Genomic DNA, 24,000 nt, shown 5'->3' on the forward strand with positions numbered 1-24,000 from the left:
CGTTGAAGTGTCCCGTAAACCGGGGCTTTGGCCGTCCACACGTGTCAACGAACAGGGATATTCAGCGAGGGGCTTCAGCGTCACGACAGTTATCTGATTCATTCTTGAGGGCGTGTCGCTGTAGCATGAGGTGCGGTCAGGAATCGCGTGGCAATGGCGAGGGGAACATCACTGATGAAGAACATGAAACTGATGACAGCGGCACTGGCAGGCTTTGCGTTTTACACGATTGCTCATTCGATCGTGGTTGCGGCAGACGCACCTGCTTCATCGTCACCGGCCTACTATGTCGCTGAGTTCGAAGTGACAGACCCCGAGGGTATGAAGCCTTACAGTGCGCAGGTGGAGTCCACCTTTAAGCCCTATGGTGGGCATTTCATCGTGCGTGGCGGCAAGATCCTCCCGCTGGAAGGCGCCGCGCCTGCACGTCGGCGTGTGGTCATCGAGTTCGCCAGCGTAGAAAAGGCCCAGGCCTGGTACAACTCGGCCGAATACACCGAACTGAGAAAAATTCGCCAGCGTTCAGCCAAAACAGACGTTTACCTGATCGAGGGCGTGGAGACTCGATAACGGCGCGAACGGAAGAGACGCTTCACGCGTCTTTTTGCGCAAGGCTGCGGGGGCTTTCTGCGCACAGTCCGCTCATGACCAGGTCCATCAGTCGGGCCAGACGCGTGCGCCATTCGCTCTGGGAGTCGATCTGCCAGATCCCGGCAATCGCCAGAAAGAAATCGTCAGTGGTAACGCCCGCACGAATCGTCCCGGCCTCATCGTTGGCTCGCAGCAGGCGCTCAGCAGCGTCGCGGACCGGCGTGTACCCGCACTTGCCCGGGAACTCGTGAGTGGTGGCGGCCTGACGTATGGCGGTAGCGAGACCTGCCTTGGTCATCGCGTATTCGGCCAGGCTGTTCATCCAGTCGCGCAGGGCCTGCTCAGGCGGTCGGTCGGCCAGGTAGTGCTCCGCCAACGACGCCACTTGTTGCATCTCGAACTGATAGACCTCGAATACCAGATCCTCCCGATTGGCGAAATGCCGATAGAAAGTGCCTTGTCCTACGGCGGCTTTTTTGGCGATGACACTGAGAGCGACCTCCGGATCCAGCGTCAGCTCAGCCACTGCTACCTTCAGTATTCGCTCACGGTTCTTCCTGGCGTCGGAACGCATTGCTGCATTGTCACTCATGCATGAGTACCTTGATTCTGTATTGCCAAGCGGACAGCTGTCCGGTAGCTTGCTAAAGCGGACATATGTCCGTTTGAAGTGATGACGGAGTTTACTATGAACGGCACGGGTAACACGATTCTGGTCACAGGCAGCACTTCAGGCATTGGTCTGGGGCTGGCGCTCAGACTCCACAAGGCAGGCAACAAGGTGATCGTCGCCGGGCGACGCAAGTCGCTACTCGACACCATCACATCGCAACATCCAGGCATCGATTCAGTGTTGCTGGACGTCAGCGATCCAGAGTCGATTCAACACGCCACCGACGTACTGGCGAGCAGTCACCCCGACCTCAACGTGCTGATCAACTGCGCAGGCATCATGCACTGGGAGGACCTGACTGACCCGGCTTATCTCGGCACAGCTGAAGACCTTGTGACCACCAACCTGCTCGGCACCATCCGGATGGTGTATGCGTTGACGCCCCGGTTGCTCAAGCGGCCTCATGCGACCATCATCAACGTCAGCTCGGCATTGGGGTTCGTACCGTTGCCCGCGACGCCGACCTACAGTGCAACCAAAGCGGCTGTGCATTCGTTTACGCAAAGTCTGCGCGTGCAGCTGGCCGATTCGTCGGTAGAAGTGATTGAGCTCGCACCACCGGGCGTACGCACGTCGCTGCTCGGCCAGGAAAACGACGAGCGCTCAATGCCTCTGGAAGCCTTTCTGGACGAGGTATTCGCGCTGCTTGAGATCACGCCAACACCGTCCGAGCTTATTGTCGAACGTGCCAAGGGGCTGCGGTTCGCTGAAGCGAATGGCTCGTCTGACGCCATGCTGACGATGCTTGCAGGGATCAAGCCTCACGCTGAATAAGCGCAGTTTAAAAAGTTTGTGAGCGATACAGGGCTTCAAGCCGCTTGACCTTAAGCGGCTCGACGCCCCGACGCCTATTCGCTCAACAGCGTCGGCCAGGTCGTGCGTAATGATCAGCGTATTGCAAAAGGCGATCGCCACGCCGACCGGGCAGTTATAGGTCTTGCCATCATTCGCGGCGCTTGCCTGGCGCACGCATCACCCATCATGCGTCACGCCGCCTGGGCCGTGACAGCTCCTATAGCCTCTCGCAGTGACAATGCCTTTCTTGCAGATGCCTGGTGTCTGGATCACTTTTGAGATGAGCGTTATGGTCCGCCCGGCTCAATAAGTTTCGTTAGTTTGCTTGCATTATGGTTAGCTCGCTTATTAACGTGCCCGACTAAAGTCTTATTTTTTGTTGAACACTCGTTCAACAAATTTTTACAAAAATTTCACGTTCATAAAATTAGAGCGATATCACTTGGCCAGTTATCTGCTTGTTGGTGTAGGCACCTTCTTGGGTGCGTATTGAGAAGCTGATGATAATGAGAAAAGTTATCACGCCTTCCCGGTTTGGCTGAAGCGCTCTTTTGATCATGTTTTTATTTGCAGTTGACGCGATGCATCGTTAGGGAACGCCGGATGAAACAGTGTTGACCGCGGGGCGTTATACGCAAGGCTGATGGCGCTGGAGTCTACTGTTCGACGAGTAAATACAATGCCCTGAGGGTGAGTGTTTCTCATTAATAAATATAAAAAGGTCCCATCATGAACATTCGAAATATGAATTTGGCACCACGGTCTGCGATGTTCTTTTCATTGATCATCTCTATTGTAATCGCGCTCGGAATCATCGCCATACAACAAATGGGAAAGCTGCGCGACGTGGAACAGGACGTCGAGTTGAACTGGATGGCGAGCATTCGACAGACCGGTCTCATGAATTCCGGTGTGCTACGTCTGTGCCTGGAAAGCCTCAGGGCCGTGACCACGTCAGATGAAAAGCTCAGGCAAGAGACAGTCGCTCAGTTTGATGTGTTTCGACGTAAACTTGACGACGCCGTTGCTCAATATGAACCGCTGATTGCCAGTGATGAGGAACGCCGTTTGTACCTGGCTGTTAAAACGGAGGCGGATAATTACTCAAAACAACTGGATGTCTTTGAACGTCTGCTTCATGCGGATGACAATGCCGGGGCGCTATTACTGATTAATACTAATATTCGGCCTCTGACCAACACGCTGGGGGAGAAAATAAACGCACTCACCCTCTATAACGACGAAGGTGCAAGGCAGGCCGGGTTGTCGGCATCCGCTATTTATACTCACGGTTTCTGGACGGTTGTAGGTTTGATTGTGGCCGTTGCGGTGTTGACCCTGGTATTGGCCATTCTGCTCATTAGAAGTGTGATATCGCCAACCCGTGAAGCCTTGGCGATAGCGGAGCGAATTGCAGTGGGCGACTTGTCTGAAGACATTCATCCCAGCGGGCGCGATGAGGCTGGCAGGCTCCTGGTTGCCCTGGAGAAAATGCAAGTCAAGCTGCGTAATACTATCTCTCGTATTTCTGACTCATCGACACAACTGGCCTCTGCTTCGGAAGAAATGACAGCGGTGACTGAAACCGCCAGCAAAGGCCTGGTCCGTCAGAATGATGAAGTCGGTCAGGCTGCAACGGCGGTGACTGAAATGACGGCGGCGGTGGATGAAGTGGCTCGCAATGCCGAAGCGGCCTCCAATACATCACGCCAGACGATGACGTACACGCTGAGTGGAATAGAAAACGTGGCCCAGACCTTGAAGGCCATCGAGGGACTCGCCGGAAACGTTGTTGAGACAGGTACTCAGGTCAAAGCGTTGTCCACCAGAGCCTAGGACATCAGCAAAGTGGTGGAAGTCATTCGAGCTATCGCCGAGCAAACCAATCTGCTCGCGCTCAACGCGGCGATTGAAGCTGCGCGGGCCGGTGAGCAGGGGCGTGGATTTGCCGTGGTGGCTGATGAGGTCCGTGCGTTGGCACACCGAACTCAACAGTCCACGCTTGAGATAGAACAAATGATCTCTGCTATCCAGGGCGATTCCACGAACGCGGTGACTGCGATGAATGTGAGTTCGGAGATGGCCACCCGTGCAATCGGCGTCGCTCAAAGCGCGGATGCCTCTCTTAAACAGATCGTTGAGGCAATTACCCTGATTAACGAAAGCAATTCGCAGATTGCTACAGCGTCCGAGGAACAGGCACAGGTTGCACGAGAGGCCGATCGAAACCTGACCGCTATTCGTGAGTTGTCGACCCAGAGCGCGGCGGCCTCCAGTCAAACGGCCAGCGCATGCGGCGAAATGGACAACCTTGCGGTTGAGCTGAATCGCCTGGTCGGGAACTTCAAGTTTTAACACTGACGCCGAGGCGAATCCCGACGGTCATCGTGATGGATGACAAGCACTGGAGCGCCATGCGCCGGAGCAGTGTGTTTGCGGTACAAGAGTCGTCAGAACATTCGGTCGACAACTGCTTTTAAAAGCTCGATTGCCGACCGACGTCATCAACTGTCAGTGCTCATGACCGCTGTTCATGCAATCAAAGAGGCTTCGGCCTCACTGATTACGAGTCACTCGCCACACAGTGTTGGCCAGGTCATCGGCAATGATCAGCGCGCCTTTGGGGTCGACCGTTACGCCAACAGGGCGGCCGCGGGTCTTGCCATCCTCGCCACGAAAGCCCGTTGCGAAGTCCAGCGGCTCACCTGACGGCTTGCCGTTACTGAACGGCACGAAGATCACTTTGTAACCCACAGGGTTGTCGCGGTTCCAGCTGCCGTGCTCGCCAACGAAGACGCCATTGGCGAACGTGTCGCCCATCTGCGGGATGGAGAAATCCACGCCCAGTGCTGCAACGTGTGAGCCAAGGCTGTAATCCGGTTTGATCGCGGCGGCGACTTTTTCCGGATTCTGCGGCTGGGCGCGGGTGTCGACATTCTGACCCCAGTAGCTGTAAGGCCAGCCATAGAAGCCGCCTTCCTTCACTGAACTCAGGTAGTCAGGCACCAGATCCGGGCCCAGTTCGTCACGCTCGTTGACGACCGCCCACAGTTGTCCGGTTTCTGGCTGGATGGTCAGCGCTGTCGGATTGCGGATCCCGGTGGCGTAAGGTTTGTGAGCTCCGGTTGCGGCATCGATCTGCCACACCATTGCCCGGTCGATCTCGACCTCCATGCCGCGTTCGGTGACGTTACTGTTCGAGCCGATGCCGACGTAGAGGAAGCGGCCGTCAGGGCTGATGGTCAGCGCCTTCGTCCAGTGGTGGTTGATGGCGGAAGGCAGGTCGGCGACTTTGGTGGGCGCGCCACTGGCCTGGGTCTGGCCGTCCTGATAATCGAAGCGCACCAGCGCGTCCTGATTGGCGACGTACAACTTGCCGTCGGCAAACGCCAGGCCGTAAGGCGCGTTGAGGTTTTCGGCAAACACGGTCTTCATTTCGTAAGTGCCGTCGCCATCGGCGTCACGCAGCAGTGTGAGGCGGTTGCCGCCTTTGACCTTGGTATTGCCCTCGGCCTTGATCACGCTGGCGATGACATCCTTGGGCTTGAGCTTGGCAGCGCTGCCGCCGCGACCTTCCGCCACAATGATGTCGCCGTTGGGCAGGACCAGTGTCTGGCGGGGGATGCGCAGGTCAGTCGCGATGGCGGTGACGTTGAACCCTTCAGGCACTGTCGGTTTCTGATCGCCCCAGGCGACGGGCTCGGCGATCTTCATGCTCGGCAACAGGCCACGTTGCGGCTCGGGCAGTTTAGGGTCCGGGCCACGTGCCTGTGTGCTGTCCGGTTCGCCACCACAGGCGCTCAGCAGCAGCGCCATACTCAAGGCTGTCAGTGCGATTTGAGGTCTCATTGCTCGTCTCCCGAACGCAGGTTGGTCAGTCCGATCCAGGCGGCCACGAGGGCCAGCAGGGTTACGATGACTGAAAGCACCAGGCCCGAAGGCATGACAGCCCAGGCATCCTTGGCATGTTCGAAGGCATTGACCAGTCCCAGCACCCAAGTGACCAGCAACAGCAGTAAGTACATGACCGGGCGGCCGGCCTTGTGGTCCGCGCGGACCAGATTGATCAGCGCGAACAACAGCGCAAAACCGCAGAACACCAGGGCTCCGGCGATCAGCCAGGAGGCGAAATTGGCCCACTGGATCTGAAAGGTTTGGTAGTAGGCGATGTCACTCAACAATGCGCCCAGAAACAGCGGCACGGTTCCGGCCAGCAGAATCGCGTGAAGCGGGCCTGGTGTCCTTCGGTAAGCAGGGTGGGCGGTAACGGTCATAGCGGCTCCTTATCGTTCAGCAACCCTGGGCCAAGGCACAGCACGAATGCACTGGCCGCCGGGGTCGCATTGACTGCGCATAGGAAAGGATCGTGCCGCTAAAGCGATAGTTCAGTGAGTTTTCATGTCCAAATGTGTGGGAAGCGTAAACACGCGGTAAAAGGGCGTCAGCCTTGTGGCAGAGCCCTCGGCGGCGCTGGCTGCGGATTGAAGGATGACCTTGGGGTATAAAGAGGCTCTTACCGTCATTAAACATGCGGTGTTTTGAGCACAGCCTTCGCGAGCAGGCTCGCAACCGCAAAACCGCGTTGCTTCAGGGGGACATGACTCAATCCTGTGCGGCGTCTGGTAACTGTTCAAGTTGTTTTTATGGGTTACAATGGCCGCCGACCTTTCAGGAGCACATTCATGACGACCCCAGAAGCTAACGTCGATCTCCCGGCTCCACTGGTGCTGGCCGATCACCCGGCGCTTGATCTGCTCAATACCCGGATGATGATAGATGGGCAAAAGCGTGATCTGTTGAATAGCCACGAAGCGGCTGTCCGTTGGCTTGAGCAGGTTGGTCTGGGGCATGACGTGGGCGATCAAGGCTTGCTCGACGAACTGACAGCACTGCGCGACAGTATTGAACAACTGGTTCAGGCGCGTCTGGAGAACCGTGCGGCGGATCCTTCAGGGCTCAATGCCTTTCTGCTTCGGGCTGTCCCACAACTGGTATGGGAGCCGTCAAAAGTCCCGACGCTGGAGCGTTTCTGTCAGCCGAGTGCGACAGATCGGGTGCTGGGCGAGCTCGCGTATGGGGCCGCGCAGTTGTTGGCCGAAGGCGACCTGACGCTGCTGCGCAAATGTGAAAGCCATGAGTGTTCACTCATGTTCTACGACCGCACCAAATCGCACAAACGACGCTGGTGCAGCATGGCGCTGTGTGGCAATCGGCATAAGGTGGCCGAGTTCCGCAAGCGCCGGCAGGAGGCCGGAAAGTGAAGCGCGAGGGCAGAGCGCTGACTCAGCGCTTGCAGACCTGGCCCGCAATCGTATCCAGCTCACGATCGTAACTGGCCCGCTCACCCGCGCTGAGAAAGCCCTGCGTTTTCACGAATCCCGTGCTGTCGGAGCGGATCTTTTCAATGCGCTGGAAGAGTTCGTCAGCCTGCTTCTGCGACAAGTGCCTGGCCTTGCGCGAGGTGCCGATATCGGCCTGCAGAATATTGGCCCGCAGGGCGATATGCGCCTGATTCCTGTCGGTCACGCTACCGCCGTTCTGGCCATCCAGTGCGCGCTGCTCGGTCAGGTTGCAACTGGGCAGGTCCACACTGGATGGGGCGGCGAAGGCGCTGGTGTTCAGCAGGATGAAGACGGCAGCTAGACGAATTTTCATGGCTTTCCCGTTAATTCCGAGTTTGACCGCCCAGGTCGCTTGCGTAGTGAACGCCTCAGCCGCTGCCTGCATGGCAGGATCAGTTTTTTACAGCTTTCGGCGGATTGTCCTGGCGGTAGGTGTGCTGCGGTTTGATCACCAACTGCTTGACCTGGCTGTCCAGCTCCTTGCTGTGATAAAGGTCCAGACACTTGAGCAGCTCAAAACGGACATTCTTGACCTCTGACTCAACCAGCGGATTTCGGTAATCCCTCGCCAGAAAACGGTCGATCAAAGGCTTGCCGGCGGTCGGCGCTTTTTCCAGATCAAAGTAAGTCCAGTCCATGAGGGCACTGGCGCTGCTTCCGGCGTCCTTGGCCGCTTGCGGTTCGTCTTTATAAGCGGTGGCAATGCAGTCAGCCAGCACCATGTCCTTGTAGTTCTGGGCATAGGTGCGTCCGCCTGCTTGCGGGGACTGGACCGGGTCATCCTTGGCCTGGCTGATAAAAGGCGCGGCCGCGATGACCAGTGCCACAACTGCGGTCGGGAGTTTCATTAACGCAGGCTCCAGAAGTTCGCACGGTCGGTCTGATAGTTAACGCCTGGCTCATTGAAGTAGCAGTGGTCATAGCAGTTGCTGCCGTCAAACAGGGTGGCGTGTCCTTGAGCGTCCGACCAGCCGGACACTTCAAACAGGATCAGCCCTTTCTTGCCTGCCAATGGACCGCCATCGGCTGCGGGGTATTTAACGGTCTCGGCTTCTCCCCACTGCCGCTCCAGGTAGGCAATGAGGTTTTTGACGCGAAAAAAATACCAACGCTTGTCTGCACCTGACACGGTCTCTCCCGCGATGCGCGGTATGAGCGAGCCTGAATAATTAAGGATGTAACTCATGCGAACGGCACAGGTATTGACCCATCTGACGTTAGGGTCCCGACTGTTGACGTTCATCGCGACAGTGCCGCCAATGACAGTCGCAACTTTCCCGGAAGGATTTTGAGCGTCGTATATCCGCTGTGAAGCTGCCCACGCGCTAGAGAACGAAGGTCGAATCATGTTTCATCCTTGATGCCGTAAGGTTGGTGGTAGCGGCAGTTTAATATTCCGTTTAATGGCTGACGATACTGGCAGCGAGCTACCAGGGTATGACACCGGACAGTCAGGCCGGCCGGTGTCGATTCAGGGCCACGGCTTAAGGAATCAGCCTCTCACGACGCAACTTCTCGAACACCTCGAAAAACGCATCGTCGCTTGCCTTGAAGGCGCTAAAGCCCAGCTTGCGGCTTTTCGACATGTCGGTGACGACTTCAATCGGGCGACCCAGGTCGGCGTCGGTGTGCCAGGGTGAAATCAGACGATTGATATCGCCTTCCTTGAGCTGATGCGTGTTGACGATGTCGGTCCACGCCTTCTGATCGCCAGCCATCTGCTCTTCCAGTGGCGCGGGCTGCCCGGGGAAGTCTGCGGCCTGCAGGCCGAAGTAGTCGGCGATCTGGCCCCACATCCAGCTCCAGCGGAACACGTCGCCGTTGGTGATGTTGAAAGCCTGATTGGCTGCTTCAGGCGTGGTCGCTGCCCACAACTGTTGCCGGGCAAGCTGGCGCGCGTCGGTCATGTCGGTCAGGCTGTCCCACTGAACGCGCGAGCCGGGGAACACGAATGGACGGCCTGTGGTTTTACAGATCGTTGCGTAGACGGCCAGTGTGGTGGCCATGTTCATCGCGTTGCCGACCGCCACACCTGTCACGGTGTGGGGACGGTGAACGCTCCATGTGAAGCCGTCTTTTTTGGCCGCTGCGAAGACTTCATCTTCCTGCGCGTAATAGAAGTTCTCGATGTCCAGACGCGGCTGGGTTTCCCGGAACGGCGTCTGTGGCAATGTGCCTTTGCCATAGGCTTCGAACGGGCCGAGGTAATGCTTGAGGCCGGTCACCAGCGCCACATGTTGCACGCTCTTGGCGGGCCGAACGGCGTCCAGCACGTTGCGCACCATCGCGGCGTTGACGCGAATGTTTTCAGCTTCGGTGGCCTGGCGTGACCAGGTGGTGATGAACACGTGAGTGGGCTTGAGATCAGCCAGCGCGGCATTCAGCGACGCCGGGTCCTGAAGATCGGCAGCCACGGGAATCACACCGGGTACTGAAGAGGGACTGCGGGAGAGGGCTGCAACCTGCCAGTCATGTTCCAGCAACAACTGCGTGATTGCGCTGCCGACAATGCCACTTGCGCCAACAACCAGGGCGGTCTGGGTCATAGGGTTCTCCTTGGAGTGAATGAACAGTCACGCAGGTTCAGAACCATTTTGTACCAGACGGTTCAATCTGATCGCCGTCAGTCCGTCTATTGAGGCCGGGTCTTATGCCGACGACACCGCTCCGAGCAATAGCGAACTTCGTCCCAGCAACGTGCCCATTTTTTACGCCAGTTGAACGGCAGTCCGCACACCACGCAGGTCTTGACGGGAAGCTCGCTCTTTTTCACAGCGATTCTCCGGCGTCCAGCCTGGCAAGCAGTGTCTGGCCGCGATCCCAGAGGGCATCCAGCTTCGCGTCGGTCATGCGGTCGAGATTTTTGTAGACCATGCCCAAGCGTTGATTGCCACGCAAAAGTTCGCCGTGTCGCATCAGAAAATGCCAGTACAGCGCGTTGAACGGGCACGCATCCTCGCCGGTACTTTCGCTGACCTTGTAGGCGCAGCCGCGACAGTAATCCGACATGCGTTTGATGTACTGACCGCTGGCGCAGTAAGGTTTGGAACCCAGATAACCGCCGTCGGCGTGCATGACCATGCCCAGGGTGTTGGGCAGTTCGACCCAGTCGAAGGCGTCCATATAGATCGCCAGGTACCATTCACAGATCTGGGTCGGCGCAATGCCGGCGAGCAGGGCGAAATTGCCGGTTACCATCAGCCGTTGAATGTGATGGGCGTAGGCATATTCCAGGCTCTGGCCGATGGCCTGGCGCATGCAGTTCATCTGGGTGTCGCCGGTCCAGTAGAACGCTGGAAGCGCCCGGGTGTTGCCGAACAGGTTGCCGCTGGCGTATTCCGGCATCCTCAACCAGTAGACGCCGCGCACGTATTCGCGCCAGCCAATCAGCTGACGAATGAAGCCTTCGGCTGCGTTCAGGGCAATGCGCCCCGACCGGTATGCGGTTTCCACATCGCTGCACAACTGGCGCAGATCCAGCAGGCCGATGTTGAGGGCAGCGCTGATGCGCGCATGGAACAGAAACGGCTCGTTGCTGGCCATCGCGTCCTGATAATCGCCGAACGCGGCCAGGCCGAAATCCAGAAAATAGTCCCAGAGCGCCTGTGCATCCGCGTGAGTGACCGGGTAGTCGAAGCTGTCCACCGAGCCGTAGTGGCTGGAGAAGCGTTCTTTCACCAGCGCAATGATCTGCCGGGTGACGGGGTCTGGCGAAAAGCGTGCAGGGTAGGGTGCCGTGACACCTTTGGGCAGCGCCTTGCGGTTTTCAGCATCGAAGTTCCAGGCGCCACCGACCGGCGTGCCATCGCCATTGAGCAGCAGCCCGCTTTTGCGGCGCATTTCCCGGTAGAAGAACTCCATGCGCAGCTGTTTCTTGCCCTGAGCCCAGGACGAAAATTCGCCTCGCGAACACAGAAAACGACGGTCAGCGTGCCACTGGATCGGCAAGCCGCTGTCCTTGATCGATTGCTCCAGCCGCCAGTCGCCGCACTCGGTCAGGTGCAGTTCGTCAGGCTGCAGCCGTGATTGCCAGCGTTGCAACTCGCCGGGGACCGAGCCTGTGTTTTCAGGGTCATCAAGGGTGACGTACTGCACCTCATAGCCGCGCTGGCGCAGCGCTTCGGCGAAATGTCGCATGGCGCTGAAGATCAGGATGATCTTTTGCGGGTGGTGGGGCACATGGCTGGCTTCCTCCATCACCTCGACCAGCAGCACAGTGTCTCGCTCGGCATTCAGCGCCTGCAGCGAGGCCAGGTCGAAAGACAGCTGGTCGCCGAGGACAAGGCACAGACGGTGCGGTGTTTTCATCAAGACAGTATCCGGAAATGCAGCGCTGAACAGGTCATCAGGTGTCTTCGTGGCAGCTCAGCAGGGTCAAGGCTGACAGGGTGTGGCCGTCGGTGATCTCACCCCTGAGAATCATGTGCTGAACGTCTTGGCGGGTTTTGATCATGATCTTGTCGACTTCGCCATCGGTTTCACCGCTGACGTCACCCGAGACCTCGACGATGCAGACGGACACCGCGCTCGACAGCAAAGACGTGTTGCTGTGCAGCTTGCCGATCTCGATGGTCTGCAAGGCGACCATGCCGGTTTCCTCAAGCAGCTCGCGCACGGCCGCTTCGGCAGGCGTTTCATCATCGTCGATCTTGCCGCGCGGAAATTCGATGGACATCTGACCAATGGCACGGCGCATCAGCGAGGCCAGCACCAGGCGCCCGTCGGGCAGCACGGGAACGACCACCACGCCATTGACCGGCCTGGGCTCTCTGATGATCTTGTAGCCTTGCCCTTCCGGGCGGGTTCCGTCATTGACGTCAATGACGTCAAAGAATCGGGTGCTCAACAGGGTAGTGACAACAGGCGCTTTGGTGTTGGCGTTCATGGGCATTTCCTTGGCTGGCTCATCGGTCTTTCCGTTCAGGCAAACGAACGGTCGAAATAGAAAATTTTGCCGGGCTTGAGGTTCTCGACGGTAGCCTGCGCCTTGATGCCTTCACCGGATTTCTTGCGTCCGGTCTCCCTGATGAAGCCTTCTTCCGTCAACTTGAGCAGCCGCTGGCGCATGCTGGACTTGAGCACAGGCCGGCTCAGCGCTACGGAATAGATCGCAGTCGCCTCTGGTGCGCTGAACTCGTTGCCCAGAAACAGGAGCGGCAGGCTTGAGTAGAGTGATTTCGAGTACAAGCGTTCAGCGGCCTGGTCGACCAGCTCGTTGTGGTCGAAGGGCAGCAGGCTTTCGCGGCTCAGCAGGGCTTGAAGCGGCACGAATTTCTGACGCTCGTTCAAGACGGCCTCCTGATCCAGAATCGCGAGGTAGAAGGTGGAAGACGACCAGCATCTGGGGTCGCGAAACGCATTGCCGACGGTGCCGACCTGCTCGATGTAGCCGAGTGTGATGCCGATTTTTTCCGAGTCGATCAGGCGCTTGACCCCATCGTCCATCGATACATCCCGCACATCGCCATTGAGCACCAGACCCGGCAGCGCCCAGCTCTCTGCATAAGGTTCGCCGGGGCGCCTGTGCAGCAAAACCTCAAGCCCTCGGGTTTTGCGGCAGTAGCGCAGGACCACCAGGTCGATGGTATGCAGATAGTCCATCTTCGACGGAGAGGGGGAGTCGGTCTGGCTCATATCAAACGGCACCTGATGCATAAATCGCGTAGTTTACCGGATCCAGGCCCGGCGCAATCCAGTGCGCCGGCAGCGGGGCGCCCTCCAGCAACTGTTTGCGCAACGCGGTACTGCGTACGCCAACCTGCTCAGGCACTGTGATGATCGAGAACGTTTCAAGCAGCTCCGGGCCCAGGTAGAAGCCGGGCAGGGCGTCGGCCACGTCCTGACCCACCACCAGGGCAATGCGCTTGGGCGACAAGCCTGTGCGTTCCGCGATGCAGGTCAGCAGGTTGAAACTGTAGACAGGGCCGGGGTTCTGACTGAAGAGTTCACGCTCGATGTCGCTGACTGAAAGTGCGCCGCTGCACTGGCGGCGAATCTGATCGGTGATCAGGTGCAGCCACTGGAGACGAAGCTCGTAGTCGACCATGACCTTGCCATACGGGTGCCGGTAAGACGGCACCACGAGGGTACGCCTTGCCTGTCTGGACGCGTGAATCATGACATTGGCATGGCCGGCGTGCGGTGGGTTGAATGCTCCACCATAGATCGCGATTTCGTGCATGGCGTTTCTCCTTTGCCTAAAAAGTACGTCAGATGTACTTATTGGTCAAGAGACCTTTGCCTTCCGTATCCGCCTGCCTGTTGCCGTTAGGCCCAAAAAATTCAAAGGTAAAAGCGGAATTGAAAATAAGCTGAAATTAGCGTTGACCATAAAGTACATCAGATGTACTTTATGGTCATGCAAACGAGGAACACATCATGAATGCCAACACCATCAAGACTGCTTCGTTCGATGTCGACGCTCAAAAGAGCTTCACGCCGCTGTGCCCTGATGAGCTGCCTGTCAGCGGCGGGGATCAGATCGGTGAAGCACTCAACTTCATGGCAACGCTTGCCCGTCTGCGTCTGGGCAGCAAGGATGCTCACGCCGTCAATGCGCCTTGGGTCGTCGAGACTCATGACGGGATGCTCAAGCCAACCGGGCTCAAGCACGCCGACCTGACTTGGGTGAGCCACTGCGTACCGGGTACCGAAGGCTTCAAGCTGTTGGATGTGCTGCCTCAACCACTCGACTACGACTACTTCGTCTGGAAAGGCGTAGAGCCGGATCTGCATCCCTACGGCGCGGTTTGGCATGATCTGGATGAAAAAATGTCTACCGGCGTTATCGAGTACCTGAAGGCCAACGGGATCGAGCGCGTGATCGTCGGCGGTCTGGCTCTGGACTTCTGCGTCAAGACCACCGCCCTGCAGTTGGCCAAAGCCGGATTCATCGTGGTGCTGTATGTGCCTGCGTGCCGGGGTATCAGTGAGGAGGGTTCGCGGGCGGCGCTGGCCGACATGGCGCAGGCCGGAATCCTGATTGCGAACACCCCTCAAGAATTGACCGAACTGGCCTGAGGCCTGGGAGACAGACATGGAAAGTGTTTACGACTTCAGCAAACCGATTGTGCGTTCGCCGACTGACGACGACATGTACAAGCTGTCGATGGGGCAGGCGATCTACCACGCCTATCCCAGCGCCGATACCGAATGGGCACTGCGGGTTCGCTCCCAGGATGATCTGACGCCCTACATCAATGACATTCGCGAGGCGGTCGATCAGCTTCAAGAGCTGGAAAGCAGTCAGGACATGCTGCGTCACCTGCGCGGGATTCCCTACATCAGTACCGATTACATCGACTATCTGGAGGACTTCCGCCTCAAGCCGCGCTTCGTCAAAGTCGGCGAGAAGGACGGACAGCTGGAAATTCGTGCCCGTGGCCCGTGGGTGGGTGTCTCGCCTTTCGAGGTCAAGATTCTGGCCATTGTCAGCGAGATTCGTAACCGTCACGTCTACCCGGATCTGTCTCTGGAACAGGTGCGTGAAAGCCTCTACAAGAAGTTCGACTGGCTCAAGGCCAACGCCACGACTGAAGAACTGGCCGCGTTCAAGGTCGCTGACTTCGGCACCCGTCGCCGGATTTCGTACCTGGCTCAGGAAGAAGTTGTACGCACCATGATGCGGGACTTTCCCGGTGAGTTCGTCGGCACCAGCAATATTCAACTGGCCCGCGAATTCGATATTCGCGCCGTGGGCACACAGGCTCACGAATGGTTTCAGGCGCATCAGCAACTGGGGCCACGCCTGGTCGACAGCCAGAAGGCGGCGCTGGATGGCTGGATCAAGGAGTATCGCGGTGATCCTGGACTGACGCTGGCGGACTGCATCAATCAGGACGCGTTCCTGCGTGACTTCGATTCGTACTACGCCAAGTTGTTCGACGGCTGCCGTCACGATTCGGGTGACCCGCTGGTGTGGGGCGACCGCATGATTGCGCACTACGAATCACTGCGCATCGACCCGCAAACCAAGACGTTGATCTTCAGCGACGGCCTGAATCTGGGCGACAAGGCGCTGCGGATCCTGCGTCACTTTCGAGGTCGCATCAACGTGTCGTTCGGCATCGGCACGGACCTCACCAATGGCGTCGAGGGCGTGAAGCCGCTCAGCATCGTGATGAAGATGGTCAACTGCCAGGGTCAGCCCGTGGCCAAAATCTCCGATGCGCCCGGCAAGAGCCAGTGCGAGTCGCCCGAATTTCTGTCGTACCTCAAGCAGGTTTTTCAGGTTAAGGAGTAAGGCAATCATGAATACGCAAACCAGTCTGCAAGCCGAGATCCAGTCAGCCCTTGGTATTGACCGAGGCATCACCGATGCTGACAGCGTGAGTGCCGAAATCGTCCGACGCATCAGCTTTATCAAAGGCGTGCTGCTTGAATCCGGCGCGAAAGCGCTGGTGCTGGGCATCAGCGGCGGGGTCGATTCTTCGACCACCGGACGCCTGTGCCAGTTGGCGGTCAACGAGTTGAAAGCGGCGGGCCACAACGTCAAGTTCGTTGCCGTGCGGCTGCCTTACAAGACCCAGGCCGATGAGCATGACGCGCAAGCGGCGTTGAGCTTCATCCAGCCAGACCTGATCACCAACGTGAACATCGCCGGTGCGGTCGACAGCGTGATGAGCGCTATCGCTATTGACGGTCTTGAGCCGAGCCCGGAACTGACCGACTTCGCCAAGGGCAACGTCAAGGCCCGTACCCGCATGTTGGCGCAGTACGCGATTGCCAACTTTGTCGGTGGCCTGGTGGTGGGCACTGATCACGCCGCCGAGGCGGTAATGGGGTTCTTCACCAAGTTCGGTGATGGTGCCTGCGATCTGGCGCCTTTGAGCGGCCTCACCAAAGGTCAGGTTCGTCTGCTGGCAGGGGCGCTGGGCGCTCCGGCACACCTCGTCAGCAAAGCCCCGACGGCTGATCTTGAAGACCTGGATCCGGGCAAACTGGACGAAGCGGCCTATGGCTGCACCTACGACGACATCGATAATTACCTGCTGGGCAAGGACGTTTCAGCGTCGGCAGCGGCGATCATCGAAGCGGCTTACCGCAAGACTGCTCACAAGCGTGAATTGCCGATTTCTCCTGTCTGAAGTCTTGCGCGGATCGCCGATCAACCTGCGTCGCCAGTGCGAATTGGGACGCAGAGCGTCCAGCGTTCTCAAAGCTGTCGACTAAATCCGTATATACGCTTGAATTGTGATTTAAAGATGTTGAGTATACGCAGCGTGTATATTCGGATCGGTCTTTCACATGTCCCAACAAGTCTTCCTCCGCGACGCCATGCGCCGTCTCAACTTCACCCGCGACGCGCTCGCCCAGCGTCTTGGCGTTTCGCGTCGTGCGCTGGACAGTTGGCTGCTGCCTGACGAATCCGCCGAAATGCGCAAGATGCCAGACATCGCGCAACGCTTCGTTCTGGAGATTCTGAAGGGCAGTGCAGTTGCCTCGCAGCCCGCAGACTCAAGGCCGCACGGCAACGAGGAAGTGGCCCGGCATTTGCTGTCGGTCGAGACCTACACCCGGGAGTCGGTGGAAGAACTTTTGCGTATCGCCGACATGATGCAGCCAGTCGCTCGTCGCCAGAAAACCACGCGCGTGCTGGAAGGTGCCGTGCTGGCCAATCTGTTTTTCGAGGCCAGCACTCGCACCCGGCTGAGTTTCGCCTCGGCCTTCGCAAGGCTGGGCGGGGCGGTCTGCGATACCACCGGTTTCACGTTTTCATCAATGGCCAAAGGCGAGTCTGTCGCCGACACCAGCCGTGTCATCAGTGGCTACGCCGACATCATTGTCGTGCGCCACCCTGAACTGGGCGCAGTCGCCGAGTTCGCCGAAGCCACTCACGTTCCGGTGGTCAACGCAGGCGATGGTCCGGGCGAGCATCCGAGCCAGGCGCTGCTGGACCTCTACACTATCCAGCGCGAGTTTTCGCGGCTCGACAAGCTGGTGGATGGTGCACATATCGCCTTCGTCGGTGACCTCAAATACGGGCGCACCGTGCACTCGTTGAGCAAGCTGCTGGCGCTTTACCGCAATCTGACCTTCACACTGGTTTCACCAACCGCGCTGACGCTGCCTGAGCATCTGGTGCAATACCTTGCGGACAAGGGGCATCGCGTCGAGCAAACCCAGGATCTGGCCAACGGCTTGAAAGGTGCCGATGTGGTCTACGCGACGCGCATTCAGAAAGAGCGTTTCGCCGAACAGGAGACCCTGGAAGGTTACAGCGCTGATTTCCAGATCAATCAGGCGCTGGTGAATGCGGTGTGTGGTGCCAATACCCTGATCATGCACCCGCTGCCAAGGGACTCCCGGCCCGATGCAAACGACCTGAGTACCGACCTGAATCTTGACTCCCGGCTGGCCATTTTCAAGCAGACGGACAACGGCATTGCCGTACGCATGGCGATCTTCGCCTCGCTGCTGGGTGTTGAAGATCAGGTGCAGCGGTCATTGCGCGATGTGGGGTGGCGTGTCCCGATTTATCTAGGGCCGGATGAGGGTGTGCCTTATTGCGAGCAGTGATGACCAACGGGCTGTTGCGTGACGTTCAGAGAACAGGCGGATGGGTCGGAATATAGGTCTGATGCACGACGGGCCGTCTGCACTGGCGAAGGCTCAGGAAGACAATCCACAGGTGATCCTTCTGGACATCGGACTGCCCGATATGGACGGTTAGCAGGTCGCCGACAGCGCTGGGCCAATCCACGTATGCAGGGCAAGTCGCTCACCGCCATCACCGGTTACGGTCAAGTGAACGACAGGCAGATGGCGCTGGATGCCGGGTTTTACCGGCACTTCACCCAGCCTGTCGATAGTGTCGCGCTGGAAGGTTTTGTGGCGTCGTCGGGAAGGGATTGAGAGAGCGTCGGGCCGCCCCCGGTCAATCCGGTAGCGGCTGGCGAATCCATCAGAACCGGTACTTGGCCGTCAGCGTGTAATTGCGCGGATCACCATAGGTGTCGGTAGAGCCCCACACGGAACTGGTGCCAATCGCCGAGTAATAGACGCGGTCGAAAACGTTGTTCGCGTTCAACTGCAGGTCCAGATGTTTGTTGACCTGATAACCGGCCATCAGGTCGGCAACGGCATAGCCGCCCTGTTCGAGGCGATAGCTGCCGTTGGTGAGGGCGATGTCGTTGTACATGCGGCTCTGCCAGTAGACGTTGCCGCCGACGCGCAATTTTTCCAGGGGGCCCTGGAAGCGGTACACGGTCGAGACCTTGAACAGGTGTTCAGGCGTGTCGGTGTCGAAGCGCTGGTTCTTGTTCGCAGGGTCGGCGTCCTTCACGTAATGAGCGCGGGTGAAGGTGTAGCCTGCGCCGACTTGCCAGTTCTCGGTCAGCGCGCCTTGCAGTTCCAGGTCGACGCCCTGGCTGCGCACCAGGCCGGATGCGTCGTAGCAGGTGAGTACCGGGCAGCCTGCCTGAGTGGAGGTCTGGGTTGCCACATTGGTCTGGTCGGTGCGAAACACCGCCAGACTGGCGTTGAGGGCACCGTTGAAATACTCGCCCTTGATGCCGACTTCGTAGTTTTCACCGACGACGGGTTTGAGTTGCGCCCCGGACAAGTCCTGATAGTTCTGTGGCTGGAAGATGTCGGTGTAGCTGGCGTACACCGAATAGGTGTCGTCCAGCTTGTAGATCAGACCGCCGTAGCGCGTCACGTTCCGGGTGACCTTGTAGTCGCCATCGCCGGTGCGGTCATCGTAGTCGTACCAGTCCAGACGGCCGCCGAGAATCAGGGTCAAGGGATCGGCCAGGCTCAAGCGGGTCGTGAGGTACACGCCTTCCTGAGTGGCGACGCTGTGCAGGTTGCCGTCGCGGACGAAGTTTGGCTTTGGCGCTGCAATCGGCAGGCCGGTGTCGTAGGGGCTGTATTCCTTGCTGTCTTTGTCATAGACGCGACGACTCGCGCCGACCACCAGTTCGTGTGTGCGGCCGAGGGCCTGGAACGGGCCGCTGGCAAACGCGTCGAAGGCGGTCTGTTTTTCCTCGGGACGTGACTGGTACGCGGTGGTTTCCAGCGGGCCGTTGTAGCGCGACAGGTAGGTGCCCGAGAACAGGCCGTCGAGTGACGAGGCAGTACCGGCCAGGTGCAGTTTCCAGTCGTTGTCGAAGCGGTGTTCCAGCTCGCCGAATACGGTATCGATCTGCAGTTTCTTCTTTTCCCAGTCGGAACCTGGGTAGGTGGAGCGGGGCAGGTTCAGGTGGTGGCCGTCGGTGCCCAGCGGCAGACCGCCCCAGAAGAAGTTGGTCTCGTCTTCCTGACGGGAATAACCCAGGGTCGCTGTGGTGGCCTCACTCAGATCAGCTTCGACTACGCCGTAGAAAACGCCATGGTCACTCTCTTCCTTGTCGCGGAAGCTGTTGGCGTCCTGATAGGAGCCGACCACGCGGCCTCGCAGGGTGCCGCTGTCATTCAGCTTGCTCGACGCATCGAACTCACCGCGGTAATTGTCCCAGCTTCCGGCGCTGCCGGTGAGGGTCACCTGCGGCTCTGCCGTCGGGCGCTTGCGCACCATATTGATAGCCGCCGAGGGATTGCCTGCGCCGGTGATCAGGCCGGTGGCGCCGCGAATCACTTCCACGCGATCAAACATTGCCAGGTTCGGCTGCACGCCCATGGTCCAGCCAGAGTAGGAGGCAGGGATGCCGTCGTACATGATGTTGTCGATGTCGAAACCGCGTGATGTGTAGGTCTGTCTGCCGGGTCCGCTGGACTGGCTCAGGAACAGGCCGGGGGTGTTTTTGACCACATCGTTGACGCTGGTCATGGCTTGATCGTCCATGCGCTGGCGGGTGATCACGGTCACGGCCTGCGGGGTTTCGCGCATGCTCAGGGGCAGTTTGGTCGCAGTCTGCATGACGCCGGTGGTGTAGGAACCAGTGCCTTCGGTGGTCGTGCCCAGGCGTGCATCACTGATTTCAGTGGCACCCAGCTCCAGTGTCCCGGTCGCCTGCTCAGGCAGAGGCTCTGCGGCGAAAGCCATATGAGAGGTGGCGAGGGCAATACCCATGGTCAACAGGCATGGCGTGAAACGGTGACGGCGTTGCAGTTGCTGGCCCGGCATGAACCTGACACTCCCTGAAAAGCCTTCCGTGGCCAAGTGATAATAGTGTTGAGAACGATTCGCGTTAGTGTGACAGATTGTTTCGGTCGGAAAAAGCCTACGCGGACAAATACTTAACAAAATTTTCACATCTTTCAGCAGTGGCTATTGTTCAAGGCAGGCGGGTGTTCGAGCGTGTGAAGGCGGGTAAGGTCGAGCGGTAAGTCAGGTGTTTTTCTGTCCTGGACGTCAGGTGTGCCCTTCGCAAGCGTGGTGCCGCCGCGTCGACTCAACGGGCTCGGCTTTGCAGACTCCGTATGGGTGGGGAGTGGTTGAATGGGTAGTGCTTATAGACCACATTGAGTCCCTGCCCGGCGCCGTGAAGGCTTGGTCCTCACGTGCGATGTTGGTGGTGGAGGTTTGTCAGGTCTCGTGTGGGCATTAATCGATATAGCTACTGCACGTCGGATTATTTTCAGTCGTGATAAGTGTCATCGTCAGTGAATCCATTCAACGGGTTTGGGGCATGATGATGACTGCCATGAGACCCTGTTATGTTCACTGTGTTCGTGGCACGGCTTCTCTGCACGGGGCTGAAGGTAGCAATGGTGAGTGGTCTGATAATGACTCGAGGGATAAGGATTGGACGACAACAAGCGTTTGAGTTTCGACGACCATGAACTGGCGCAAATGCGTCAGTTCAATAGAACTCTTGGCAGGCTGCCACGTTTCCGCATTAAAAACCGTATTGCGCCGACCCTGATTCAGGCGCTGCTGCGTGTCAGTCAGATCGGCGGGGCCGGCAAGCTGGCGCGGCATGGCCTTCACGCCGAGAAGCAAGTCGTCAGTGCGAACAACGTGGCTGTGTCGGTGCGCATCATCAGGCCCAAGGGCAAAGCCAAGGGTGTCGTGCTCGACTTTCATGGCGGCGGGTGGGTGATCGGCAATGCGCAGATGAACGATGACCTTAACGTCGCGATGGTCAACGCGTGCGACGTGGCGGTGGTTTCGGTCGATTACCGGCTGGCTGTCTCCACGCCTGTCGAGGGTCTGATGGATGATTGTCTGGCGGCGGCGTGCTGGCTGCTGGGCAATGACTGCACGGAGTTTGCCGGTCTGCCGGTTATCGTAGTGGGTGAGTCCGCAGGCGGCCACCTTGCCGCCGCAACCCTGCTGAAACTGAAGGAAAGGCCAGGGCTGATGCAGCGCATTAAAGGTGCGCTGTTGTATTACGGCGTGTACGACCTGACAGGCACCGCCAGCGTGCGCGCGGCCGGTCCCGAGACACTGGTGCTCGATGGTCCGGGCATGGTCGATGCCTTGCGCCTGCTCACACCTGGCTTGACCGATGAACAGCGCCAGCAGCCGCCTTTATCGCCTTTGTACGGCGACCTCACCGGGCTGCCGCCAGCGCTGATGTTCGTCGGCGACATTGACCCGCTGCTGGACGATACGCTGGAAATGGCTGAACGCTGGAAGCACTCGGCGGAGGTGGAAATGCATCTTTTGCCGGAATCACCACACGGCTTCATTCATTTTCCGGTGGCGATAGGGCAGAAGGTGCTTGCGCGCAGTCGTGACTGGGTAACGGAGCGGATTCAAACGGCTGACGGTCCGCAGTAAGCCCGGTGCAGGTACCGTCGTCAAAACCGGGCGGCGACCGCACACGCCCATTGTCCGCCGCGCCGTTTCCGTCTAGTTTGCTCCCCGACATAAATACAAAAACTCAGGAGTCTTCGATGCAACCGATTCGTCTCGGTCTGGTGGGCTACGGCAAGATCGCCCAGGATCAGCACGTTCCCGCGATCCACGCCAACCCCGCGTTTCAACTGGTGTCGGTCGCCACGCAAGGGCAGCCCTGTGATGGTGTGGAAAACTTCAAGTCTCTGGGTGAGCTGCTTGAAAGCGGGCCGCAGGTCGATGCCATTGCGTTCTGCACGCCGCCGCAAGGCCGCTTCGCGCTGGTGCAGCAGGCGCTCGCCGCAGGCAAGCATGTGCTGGTTGAAAAGCCACCCTGCGCCACGTTGGGCGAGGCGATGGAACTGGTGAGCCAGACGCAGCAACAGGGCGTCAGTGGTTTGTTTGCCTGGCATTCTCGTTATGCGCCGGGTATCGAGGCCGCTCGTGAATGGCTGGCCACCCGAACGCTGCAACACGTGCAGATCGACTGGAAAGAAGACGTGCGCAAATGGCACCCCGGCCAGGCGTGGATCTGGCAGCCTGGGGGGCTGGGTGTGTTCGATCCTGGCATCAATGCATTGTCGATTGCCACGCACCTGTTGCCATTGCCGATCTTCGTCGAGTCAGCCCAATTGCGTGTGCCTTCCAATTGCCAGTCGCCTATTGCCGCGTCCATTCGGATGTCGGATGCAAGGCACCTCGACATACGTGCAGAGTTCGATTTCGACCATGGCCACGACGAACTCTGGAGCATCGAGATCCGTTGCGCCGAGGGCACTCTGCGGCTGGATAGCGGTGGCGCGCTGTTGAGCATCGACGGCGTGCAGCAGACGGTTTCAGAGGAGGGCGAGTACGCGGCTGTGTATCGACATTTCCAGCAGTTGATCGCCAGCAAATCCAGTGACCTGGACCTGCAGCCGCTGCGGCTGGTGGCCGACAGCTTTTTTGTGGGCAGTCGCGCGGCGGTCGAGCCGTTTTACGACTGATCGCGTCACGACAGGCAAAACAGGTCGGAGAGGTGAGCGCTCATCTTCATGATGGAGGATGAGCGCCGCGACCCTGCCACTTATCGGTTCAGGCTGCGCTCGTAAGCTGCCAGAACCGTGCGCTCCGATTGCACCAGATACGCTTCGAGCATTGCGGTGGCCTTATCGGCCTGACCGGCTTCCACGCACTGAAGAATCGCTGCGTTCATGTCGACGTAGGGAAGGTGAAGGAACTGCGGAGCGTTGAGCAATCCGAAGGCCAGCCGCAGCTCGGCCGAGATCTGCCCATAAAACACCACCAGCCGCGGGCTGTCGGCCAGTTCGACGATGCCTTTGTGGAACATCATGTTGGCGGTGCCTACCGCCACCCAGTCTTCAGCTTCACGCGCTCGCATGCCGGCCTCGACCGCTTCACGCATGTGCAGGGTGCCGGGGTGCTGCGGATAGCCTTGAGCAATGGCCTTGCACTCGATGAAACGGCGCACGCGGTAGATGTCGATGATCGACGCCATGTCGGGCTCGGCCACCGTTACGCCACGATTGGGTTCGTGCTTGAGCAGACCCTCACGGGTGAGGACCCTGAACGCTTCTCTCAAGGTGTTACGCGAGATATCCAGATTTTCAGCCAGGGCCGCTTCTGAGAGGCGCTGGCCGGGCACCAATTCGCCTTCGACCAGCATTCGGCGGATTTCTTGGGTGATGGATTCTCCCAGTGTACGAGCGGGAGAAGGGGGTGTTGCGTCTTTCATAAGGGGTCCAGGGTGGTAAAAGCCGCGACGATCTTCTCTGAGAGCTTAGTGCGTGGCAAGAAAGAAGCGCGCTGCGTGCTTCATTAAGTAGCGCTATTGAGTTTTAGGGTAACAACTTGGTGCAATTGACTGATCAATG

Annotated in this window: 25 protein-coding genes and 1 pseudogene; 12 read left to right on the forward strand and 14 right to left on the reverse strand. The window is 58.6% G+C overall.

Features of this window, described 5'->3' with window-relative positions; genetic code table 11:
• The first annotated feature begins 174 nt into the window (after positions 1–174).
• Positions 175–570 carry a DUF1330 domain-containing protein gene (locus BUB69_RS08655; protein WP_073164687.1) on the forward strand — a complete coding sequence of 132 codons (396 nt, stop codon included), beginning with the start codon at positions 175–177 and terminating at the stop codon, positions 568–570.
• A 22-nt stretch (positions 571–592) separates the two neighbouring features.
• On the opposite strand, the gene BUB69_RS08660 is transcribed toward BUB69_RS08655, so the two are convergent.
• Positions 593–1,183 (reverse strand): TetR/AcrR family transcriptional regulator, encoded by a 591-nt coding sequence (locus BUB69_RS08660; RefSeq protein ID WP_175561674.1) that lies wholly within the window; start codon positions 1,181–1,183, stop codon positions 593–595.
• Positions 1,184–1,279: 96 nt separating this feature from the next.
• Here BUB69_RS08660 and BUB69_RS08665 point away from each other — a divergent pair, with 96 nt between their 5' ends.
• The 3 genes and pseudogenes from BUB69_RS08665 to BUB69_RS29555 all read left to right on the forward strand — a co-directional run.
• Positions 1,280–2,038, forward strand: a complete 759-nt coding sequence (locus tag BUB69_RS08665) for an SDR family oxidoreductase (RefSeq protein WP_073164690.1) — start codon at positions 1,280–1,282, stop codon at positions 2,036–2,038.
• Between the two features lie 750 nt (positions 2,039–2,788).
• Positions 2,789–3,895 carry a methyl-accepting chemotaxis protein gene (locus BUB69_RS08670; protein WP_425439356.1) on the forward strand — a complete coding sequence of 369 codons (1,107 nt, stop codon included), beginning with the start codon at positions 2,789–2,791 and terminating at the stop codon, positions 3,893–3,895.
• Between the two features lie 30 nt (positions 3,896–3,925).
• Positions 3,926–4,414, forward strand: a pseudogene (locus tag BUB69_RS29555) (methyl-accepting chemotaxis protein); the annotation flags it as partial.
• A gap of 201 nt (positions 4,415–4,615) precedes the next feature.
• Here the strand turns inward: BUB69_RS29555 and BUB69_RS08675 are convergent.
• Positions 4,616–5,908, reverse strand: coding sequence for a PQQ-dependent sugar dehydrogenase (locus tag BUB69_RS08675; protein WP_073164694.1), 1,293 nt, complete (start codon positions 5,906–5,908; stop codon positions 4,616–4,618).
• Positions 5,905–6,333 (reverse strand): DUF2231 domain-containing protein, encoded by a 429-nt coding sequence (locus BUB69_RS08680; protein ID WP_073164699.1) that lies wholly within the window; start codon positions 6,331–6,333, stop codon positions 5,905–5,907. The genes BUB69_RS08675 and BUB69_RS08680 overlap by 4 nt, the downstream gene beginning before the upstream one ends.
• A 408-nt stretch (positions 6,334–6,741) precedes the next feature.
• Here BUB69_RS08680 and BUB69_RS08685 point away from each other — a divergent pair, with 408 nt between their 5' ends.
• Positions 6,742–7,320: a CGNR zinc finger domain-containing protein gene (locus BUB69_RS08685; protein WP_073164702.1), complete on the forward strand. Its 579-nt coding sequence runs from the start codon at positions 6,742–6,744 to the stop codon at positions 7,318–7,320.
• A 22-nt stretch (positions 7,321–7,342) separates the two neighbouring features.
• Here BUB69_RS08685 and BUB69_RS08690 read toward each other — a convergent pair whose 3' ends face one another.
• The 9 genes from BUB69_RS08690 to BUB69_RS08730 form a co-directional block, all read right to left on the reverse strand.
• Positions 7,343–7,714, reverse strand: a complete 372-nt coding sequence (locus BUB69_RS08690; RefSeq protein WP_073165644.1) for a hypothetical protein — start codon at positions 7,712–7,714, stop codon at positions 7,343–7,345.
• A 79-nt stretch (positions 7,715–7,793) separates the two neighbouring features.
• Positions 7,794–8,249: a type VI secretion system amidase immunity protein Tai4 gene (locus BUB69_RS08695; protein ID WP_084537068.1), complete on the reverse strand. Its 456-nt coding sequence runs from the start codon at positions 8,247–8,249 to the stop codon at positions 7,794–7,796.
• Positions 8,249–8,749 carry a type VI secretion system amidase effector protein Tae4 gene (locus BUB69_RS08700; protein WP_073164706.1) on the reverse strand — a complete coding sequence of 167 codons (501 nt, stop codon included), beginning with the start codon at positions 8,747–8,749 and terminating at the stop codon, positions 8,249–8,251. Before BUB69_RS08700 ends, BUB69_RS08695 begins: the two co-directional genes overlap by 1 nt.
• Positions 8,750–8,885: 136 nt before the next feature.
• Entirely contained in the window at positions 8,886–9,947 is a 1,062-nt protein-coding gene (locus tag BUB69_RS08705) for an SDR family oxidoreductase (protein ID WP_073164709.1), read from the reverse strand.
• A gap of 86 nt (positions 9,948–10,033) precedes the next feature.
• Complete coding sequence (locus BUB69_RS08710; RefSeq protein ID WP_073164713.1) at positions 10,034–10,174, reverse strand: DUF2256 domain-containing protein; 141 nt, start codon at positions 10,172–10,174, stop codon at positions 10,034–10,036.
• Positions 10,171–11,709, reverse strand: a complete 1,539-nt coding sequence (locus BUB69_RS08715; RefSeq protein WP_073164716.1) for a cryptochrome/photolyase family protein — start codon at positions 11,707–11,709, stop codon at positions 10,171–10,173. Before BUB69_RS08715 ends, BUB69_RS08710 begins: the two co-directional genes overlap by 4 nt.
• 37 nt (positions 11,710–11,746) lie before the next feature.
• A complete protein-coding gene (locus tag BUB69_RS08720) occupies positions 11,747–12,286 on the reverse strand; it encodes an NUDIX hydrolase (RefSeq protein WP_073164719.1) in 540 nt (179 codons plus the stop codon).
• A gap of 35 nt (positions 12,287–12,321) precedes the next feature.
• Complete coding sequence (locus BUB69_RS08725) at positions 12,322–13,035, reverse strand: NUDIX hydrolase (RefSeq protein WP_073165652.1); 714 nt, start codon at positions 13,033–13,035, stop codon at positions 12,322–12,324.
• 1 nt (position 13,036) lies between these two features.
• Entirely contained in the window at positions 13,037–13,582 is a 546-nt protein-coding gene (locus tag BUB69_RS08730) for an adenylyltransferase/cytidyltransferase family protein (protein ID WP_073164722.1), read from the reverse strand.
• 197 nt (positions 13,583–13,779) lie between these two features.
• On the opposite strand from BUB69_RS08730, the gene BUB69_RS08735 reads away from it, so the two are divergent.
• From BUB69_RS08735 to BUB69_RS28840, 5 genes are all read left to right on the forward strand, one after another.
• Complete coding sequence (locus BUB69_RS08735; RefSeq protein ID WP_073164725.1) at positions 13,780–14,421, forward strand: nicotinamidase; 642 nt, start codon at positions 13,780–13,782, stop codon at positions 14,419–14,421.
• Positions 14,422–14,437: 16 nt separating this feature from the next.
• Complete coding sequence (pncB, locus tag BUB69_RS08740) at positions 14,438–15,643, forward strand: nicotinate phosphoribosyltransferase (protein ID WP_024684760.1); 1,206 nt, start codon at positions 14,438–14,440, stop codon at positions 15,641–15,643.
• Between the two features lie 7 nt (positions 15,644–15,650).
• A complete protein-coding gene (nadE, locus tag BUB69_RS08745; RefSeq protein WP_073164728.1) occupies positions 15,651–16,487 on the forward strand; it encodes an ammonia-dependent NAD(+) synthetase in 837 nt (278 codons plus the stop codon).
• 160 nt (positions 16,488–16,647) lie between these two features.
• Entirely contained in the window at positions 16,648–17,919 is a 1,272-nt protein-coding gene (locus BUB69_RS08750; RefSeq protein ID WP_073164731.1) for an aspartate carbamoyltransferase, read from the forward strand.
• A gap of 186 nt (positions 17,920–18,105) precedes the next feature.
• Positions 18,106–18,255, forward strand: coding sequence for a response regulator (locus BUB69_RS28840; RefSeq protein WP_175561676.1), 150 nt, complete (start codon positions 18,106–18,108; stop codon positions 18,253–18,255).
• A 49-nt stretch (positions 18,256–18,304) separates the two neighbouring features.
• Here the strand turns inward: BUB69_RS28840 and BUB69_RS08760 are convergent, their stop codons facing one another.
• Positions 18,305–20,467 (reverse strand): TonB-dependent siderophore receptor, encoded by a 2,163-nt coding sequence (locus BUB69_RS08760; RefSeq protein WP_073164738.1) that lies wholly within the window; start codon positions 20,465–20,467, stop codon positions 18,305–18,307.
• A gap of 669 nt (positions 20,468–21,136) precedes the next feature.
• Here BUB69_RS08760 and BUB69_RS08765 point away from each other — a divergent pair.
• Together BUB69_RS08765 and BUB69_RS08770 are read left to right on the forward strand one after the other, a co-directional pair.
• The gene (locus BUB69_RS08765; protein ID WP_163032235.1) at positions 21,137–22,069 is read left to right on the forward strand and encodes an alpha/beta hydrolase; all 933 of its coding nucleotides are present in this window, start codon (positions 21,137–21,139) and stop codon (positions 22,067–22,069) included.
• Positions 22,070–22,185: 116 nt separating this feature from the next.
• Positions 22,186–23,112 (forward strand): Gfo/Idh/MocA family protein, encoded by a 927-nt coding sequence (locus BUB69_RS08770; protein WP_073164742.1) that lies wholly within the window; start codon positions 22,186–22,188, stop codon positions 23,110–23,112.
• Between the two features lie 80 nt (positions 23,113–23,192).
• Here BUB69_RS08770 and BUB69_RS08775 read toward each other — a convergent pair whose 3' ends face one another.
• Positions 23,193–23,861 carry a GntR family transcriptional regulator gene (locus BUB69_RS08775; RefSeq protein WP_073164746.1) on the reverse strand — a complete coding sequence of 223 codons (669 nt, stop codon included), beginning with the start codon at positions 23,859–23,861 and terminating at the stop codon, positions 23,193–23,195.
• Between the last annotated feature and the right edge of the window lie 139 nt (positions 23,862–24,000).

It is taken from the genome of Pseudomonas asturiensis (genome assembly GCF_900143095.1).
In the GTDB taxonomy this organism is placed as follows: Bacteria; Pseudomonadota; Gammaproteobacteria; order Pseudomonadales; family Pseudomonadaceae; genus Aquipseudomonas; species Aquipseudomonas asturiensis.

What these genes read in the sequence shown, in the direction of transcription:
- BUB69_RS08735 (WP_073164725.1), top strand. Translation starts at nt 13,780, where the DNA reads ATGAATGCCAACACCATCAAGACTGCTTCGTTCGATGTCGACGCTCAA.
- BUB69_RS08660 (WP_175561674.1), bottom strand. Translation starts at nt 1,183, where the DNA reads ATGAGTGACAATGCAGCAATGCGTTCCGACGCCAGGAAGAACCGTGAG.
- BUB69_RS08690 (WP_073165644.1), bottom strand. Translation starts at nt 7,714, where the DNA reads ATGAAAATTCGTCTAGCTGCCGTCTTCATCCTGCTGAACACCAGCGCC.
- pncB (WP_024684760.1), top strand. Translation starts at nt 14,438, where the DNA reads ATGGAAAGTGTTTACGACTTCAGCAAACCGATTGTGCGTTCGCCGACT.
- BUB69_RS08715 (WP_073164716.1), bottom strand. Translation starts at nt 11,709, where the DNA reads ATGAAAACACCGCACCGTCTGTGCCTTGTCCTCGGCGACCAGCTGTCT.
- BUB69_RS08675 (WP_073164694.1), bottom strand. Translation starts at nt 5,908, where the DNA reads ATGAGACCTCAAATCGCACTGACAGCCTTGAGTATGGCGCTGCTGCTG.
- BUB69_RS08685 (WP_073164702.1), top strand. Translation starts at nt 6,742, where the DNA reads ATGACGACCCCAGAAGCTAACGTCGATCTCCCGGCTCCACTGGTGCTG.
- BUB69_RS08695 (WP_084537068.1), bottom strand. Translation starts at nt 8,249, where the DNA reads ATGAAACTCCCGACCGCAGTTGTGGCACTGGTCATCGCGGCCGCGCCT.
- BUB69_RS08725 (WP_073165652.1), bottom strand. Translation starts at nt 13,035, where the DNA reads ATGAGCCAGACCGACTCCCCCTCTCCGTCGAAGATGGACTATCTGCAT.
- BUB69_RS08655 (WP_073164687.1), top strand. Translation starts at nt 175, where the DNA reads ATGAAGAACATGAAACTGATGACAGCGGCACTGGCAGGCTTTGCGTTT.
- BUB69_RS08700 (WP_073164706.1), bottom strand. Translation starts at nt 8,749, where the DNA reads ATGATTCGACCTTCGTTCTCTAGCGCGTGGGCAGCTTCACAGCGGATA.
- BUB69_RS08760 (WP_073164738.1), bottom strand. Translation starts at nt 20,467, where the DNA reads ATGCCGGGCCAGCAACTGCAACGCCGTCACCGTTTCACGCCATGCCTG.
- BUB69_RS08750 (WP_073164731.1), top strand. Translation starts at nt 16,648, where the DNA reads ATGTCCCAACAAGTCTTCCTCCGCGACGCCATGCGCCGTCTCAACTTC.
- BUB69_RS08705 (WP_073164709.1), bottom strand. Translation starts at nt 9,947, where the DNA reads ATGACCCAGACCGCCCTGGTTGTTGGCGCAAGTGGCATTGTCGGCAGC.
- BUB69_RS08730 (WP_073164722.1), bottom strand. Translation starts at nt 13,582, where the DNA reads ATGCACGAAATCGCGATCTATGGTGGAGCATTCAACCCACCGCACGCC.
- BUB69_RS28840 (WP_175561676.1), top strand. Translation starts at nt 18,106, where the DNA reads ATGCAGGGCAAGTCGCTCACCGCCATCACCGGTTACGGTCAAGTGAAC.
- BUB69_RS08720 (WP_073164719.1), bottom strand. Translation starts at nt 12,286, where the DNA reads ATGAACGCCAACACCAAAGCGCCTGTTGTCACTACCCTGTTGAGCACC.
- BUB69_RS08775 (WP_073164746.1), bottom strand. Translation starts at nt 23,861, where the DNA reads ATGAAAGACGCAACACCCCCTTCTCCCGCTCGTACACTGGGAGAATCC.
- BUB69_RS08770 (WP_073164742.1), top strand. Translation starts at nt 22,186, where the DNA reads ATGCAACCGATTCGTCTCGGTCTGGTGGGCTACGGCAAGATCGCCCAG.
- nadE (WP_073164728.1), top strand. Translation starts at nt 15,651, where the DNA reads ATGAATACGCAAACCAGTCTGCAAGCCGAGATCCAGTCAGCCCTTGGT.
- BUB69_RS08680 (WP_073164699.1), bottom strand. Translation starts at nt 6,333, where the DNA reads ATGACCGTTACCGCCCACCCTGCTTACCGAAGGACACCAGGCCCGCTT.
- BUB69_RS08670 (WP_425439356.1), top strand. Translation starts at nt 2,789, where the DNA reads ATGAACATTCGAAATATGAATTTGGCACCACGGTCTGCGATGTTCTTT.
- BUB69_RS08765 (WP_163032235.1), top strand. Translation starts at nt 21,137, where the DNA reads ATGCGTCAGTTCAATAGAACTCTTGGCAGGCTGCCACGTTTCCGCATT.
- BUB69_RS08665 (WP_073164690.1), top strand. Translation starts at nt 1,280, where the DNA reads ATGAACGGCACGGGTAACACGATTCTGGTCACAGGCAGCACTTCAGGC.